The organism is Kitasatospora sp. NPDC098652, assembly GCF_044760155.1.
Classification (GTDB): Bacteria; Actinomycetota; Actinomycetes; order Streptomycetales; family Streptomycetaceae; genus Kitasatospora.
On sequence record NZ_JBIWAQ010000059.1, the window covers coordinates 1 to 3,508 of the forward strand.

Annotated in this window: 4 protein-coding genes; 2 read left to right on the forward strand and 2 right to left on the reverse strand. The window is 70.9% G+C overall.

Annotated features, from left to right (window positions below; all coding sequences use genetic code 11):
- Window positions 1-118 precede the first annotated feature (118 nt).
- Window positions 119-1,051 carry an ROK family protein gene (locus ACIQWA_RS40875; RefSeq protein ID WP_402492255.1) on the reverse strand — a complete coding sequence of 311 codons (933 nt, stop codon included), beginning with the start codon at window positions 1,049-1,051 and terminating at the stop codon, window positions 119-121.
- A 347-nt stretch (window positions 1,052-1,398) separates the two neighbouring features.
- Between ACIQWA_RS40875 and ACIQWA_RS40880 the strand changes: the two genes are divergently transcribed.
- A complete protein-coding gene (locus ACIQWA_RS40880; RefSeq protein WP_402492257.1) occupies window positions 1,399-2,637 on the forward strand; it encodes an extracellular solute-binding protein in 1,239 nt (412 codons plus the stop codon).
- An 80-nt stretch (window positions 2,638-2,717) separates the two neighbouring features.
- Here ACIQWA_RS40880 and ACIQWA_RS40885 read toward each other — a convergent pair whose 3' ends face one another.
- The gene (locus ACIQWA_RS40885) at window positions 2,718-3,062 is read right to left on the reverse strand and encodes a cupin domain-containing protein (protein ID WP_402492260.1); all 345 of its coding nucleotides are present in this window, start codon (window positions 3,060-3,062) and stop codon (window positions 2,718-2,720) included.
- A 92-nt stretch (window positions 3,063-3,154) separates the two neighbouring features.
- Between ACIQWA_RS40885 and ACIQWA_RS40890 the strand changes: the two genes are divergently transcribed.
- Window positions 3,155-3,412, forward strand: coding sequence for a DUF3263 domain-containing protein (locus tag ACIQWA_RS40890; RefSeq protein WP_402492263.1), 258 nt, complete (start codon window positions 3,155-3,157; stop codon window positions 3,410-3,412).
- The last annotated feature ends 96 nt before the right edge of the window (window positions 3,413-3,508 follow it).

The window sequence follows — 3,508 nt, forward strand, 5'->3', positions numbered from 1 at the left end:
CCGTCGGTGAGGGCGGCGATCCGGTCGCCCTCGACGGCCAGCCGGCCGCCCTCGACGACACCGCCGGGCAGCACCAGCCGGGCGCCGGACAGGGCAGTACGGTCACGGTCCGCGGTGGTCACGCGGTCACCTCCATCGAGAGCAGGTCCCAGGCGAGCAGGCCGGCGCCCAGGGACGCGGCGGTGTCTTTGAGCATGGCGGGTACGACCTTCGGGGGCATCTGGAAGGTCAGGCGCTCGGTGACCGCCGCGCGCAGCGGGGTGAAGAGCGTGTCGCCGGCCTCGGCCAGCCCGCCGCCGACGATGACCGTGGAGGGGTCGAGCAGGCTCTGGGCCAGCACGATGCCGTCGGCCAGCGCGTCGACCGCGGTCTGCCAGACGGCGCGGGCGCGGTCGTCCCCGGCGTCCACCGCGGCGGCGCAGGATGCCGCGTCGGCGTCGGGGTCGCCGCTGGCCTCGGCCCAGGCGCGGGAGACGGCCGAGGCGGAGGCCAGCGTCTCCAGGCAGCCGCGGGCGCCGCAGCCGCACTGCGGGCCGCCGGGGCGGACCACGACGTGGCCGATCTCGCCGCCGTAGCCGTGCGCGCCGGCCTCGATCCGGCCGTCGATGCCGATGGCGCCGGCGATGCCGGTGCCCAGCGCGATGAACAGGAAGCGGTCGACGCCCTGACCCGCGCCGATCCGCCCTTCCGCCAGCCCGCCGGAGCGCACGTCGTGGCCGAGGGCGACCGGCAGGCCCCCGAGGCGCTCGCCGAGCAGCTTGCGCAGCGGGAGGTCGCGCCAGCCGAGGTTGGCGGAGAAGACCGCGATCCCGTTCTTCTCGTCGATCGTGCCGGGCACGGCCACGCCGGCCGCCAGCGGGGCGTGCCCGAAGCGGGCGCGGCCCTCGTCGGCGAGGTCGGCGGCGAAGCCGAGGATGGCGGCGACCACGGCGTCGGTGCCGTGTTCCCGCCCGGTCGGTCGGCGTGCTTCGAACAGCACGGAGCCGTCCTGGGCGAGCAGCGCGGCCTTCATGCCGGTGCCGCCTACATCGAGTGCGATGACGTGCTTCACGGAGGACAGTTTCCCTTGGTCGGGTCGAAGAGGTCTAGTCCAGTTGTCGGATTGGTCTGGTCCATACTGGGTGAGCTTTGTCTCGGCTGCGGGGGTGTGCGGGGCTTTGTGTCCCGGAGTCCGACTGAGGGCCTCCGTTCGCCTGTTGTTGCGCATCGTGCAACGAACCAGGGCACTTCGGTAACTACTCGACGGGTGAGGGCGAGTGGTGTGGACCAGTGTGCGAGCGGTTTGGGAATGTGGCGCTCCCCCTGCCGGATTCCCTCGTCCGGCTGCAGTTCTTTTTGAAGGCGGTACCCGCGTTGGACAGGCGCGCCCACGTTTCCCTCCGTGTGCTCGGTACGGCGTTGGCCGGAGCACTGGTGCTCACCACGGTCAGCGCGTGCAGCGGGCAGGGCGACGGGTCGGTCACGCTCAAACTGGTCGCCGCGGACTACGGGGAGAACGCCGAGACCAGCTCCAAGCACTACTGGGACGAGGTCTCCAAGGCCTTCGAGGCGGCCAACCCCGGCATCAAGGTCCAGGTCGAGGTGGACAGCTGGACCGACATCGGCAAGAAGGTCGACGACATGATCGCGGCCGGGAAGTCGCCCGACCTGCTGCAGACCGGCGGCTTCGCCGAGCAGGTCGCGGCGGACCGGCTGTACGCGGCCGCGGACGTCCTCTCGATGGACACCCAGGCCAAGTTCATGGACAACTTCTCACACGCCGGGCAGGTGCTGGGGACCCAGTACGGGATCCCCTTCGTCTCCTCCTCGCGGGTGCTCTTCTACAACAAGGCGATCTTCAAGCAGGCCGGGATCACCCAGCCGCCGACCACCTGGAACGAGCTGCGGGCCGCGGCCGAGAAGATCAAGGCCAAGGTGCCCGGGGTGACCCCGTACGGGCTGCCGCTGGGGCCCGAGGAGGCGCCGGCCGAGTCGATGCTGTGGACGCTGAGCGGGGGCGGCTCGCTCTCGGACGACGTCGGCAACTACACCATCGACAGCGACCAGAACCAGGCGACCTTCAACTGGCTCAAGAACAACCTGGTCGGCACCGGGCTGACGTATCCGGACCCGGGCAAGATGAACCGCACGCCGGTGTTCCAGGACTTCGCCTCCGGGAAGGTCGCGATGCTCAACGGGCACCCGACCCTGCTGCGGATGGCGTCCGCCGGGAAGATCGACTTCGGGACGGCGGCCATCCCGAAGAAGGACGGCGTGGGGCGGACCGGGAGCCTCGGCGTCGCGGACTGGATGATGGCGTTCAAGGCGAACGGGCACAAGAACGAGATCAAGAAGTTCCTGTCCTTCGTGTACGCCAAGGACTACCAGCTCAAGTTCGACGAGCAGTACAACCTGCTGCCGGTGACCCAGGACGCCTTCGGCCAGATGTCCTCGGACCCCAAGCACGAGGACCTCAAGCAGTTCGCGGTGGGGCTGACCAATGCCAGCTTCTACCCGTTCGGGGACCCGGCCTGGGGTGAGGTCAGCAACCGGATCAAGGCGGGGATCGGGCAGGCGGTGACCGGGGAGCCGAAGCAGGTGCTGCAGGGGCTGCAGGACGCGGCGATGAAGGAGGCGGGGCGGGTCCGGAAGCAGTGAGGCCCCCGGGGGCGGGGGCCTTCTTCGGGGGCGGGGTGGTTTTCAGGCGGGGCGGGGCTGGTTTCGGGGCGGGGCTGGGTTCAGGGGAGGGTGATCGCGTAGGCCTTGCGGAGGGTTTCGTGGACCGTCCAGGTGGTGCGGTCGCCCTCGCGTAGGACGGCGCAGTCGCCGGGGCCGACGGACAGGGTCGGGCCGCCCTCGATCTCGATGGTGGCCCGGCCGCTCAGCACCACGAACATCTCGTCGGCCTCGACGTCGGTGACCACGCCCGGGGTGATCTGCCAGATGCCGCGCAGCTGGCGGCCGTCGGGGGATTCGGCGAGGACCTTTCCGGTGACCTCGGGGGTGCCGGAGACGATCTGGGACGGGTCGAGGGGCTCGGGGGCGAGGTCGGCGGTGGGGATGTGGACGGCGAAGCTGGTCATGGGGGTGACGCTAGTCGGGTGGGGGTGCCGGGGTGGGGGGCAGAGTGTGTCGGGGGTGCGTCCGAGAATGACACTTCGTAGGTCCGTGGGGGATGTGCGGAGGTGGTGCGTGGTGGTGCGTGGTGGGTGAGCTGAGTGAGCGGGATCGGGCGGTGCTGGCGCTGGAGGGGCGGCAGTGGCGGACGGCGGGGGCCAAGGAGCGGGCGATCCGGGAGGAGTTGGGGCTCTCCTCTACGCGGTACTACCAGGTGCTGAACGGGTTGTTGGACCGGGAGGAGGCGTTGGCGTTCGCGCCGGTGTTGGTGAATCGGTTGCGGCGGGTGCGGGAGGGGCGGCGGGGGGCTCGGTGAAGGCCGCTGCGCGGGGCTTTGGTTCGGGGGTGGGCTTTCGGGAGGGTGGGTTGGTCCGGGGGCGGTTCCGGGGGTGGGCGCTCCGGGGGCTGGGTG

Excerpts from the sequence above, each read along its gene's own strand:
- ACIQWA_RS40885 (WP_402492260.1), bottom strand. The coding sequence starts at position 3,062 with ATGACCAGCTTCGCCGTCCACATCCCCACCGCCGACCTCGCCCCCGAG.
- ACIQWA_RS40890 (WP_402492263.1), top strand. The coding sequence starts at position 3,155 with ATGTGCGGAGGTGGTGCGTGGTGGTGCGTGGTGGGTGAGCTGAGTGAG.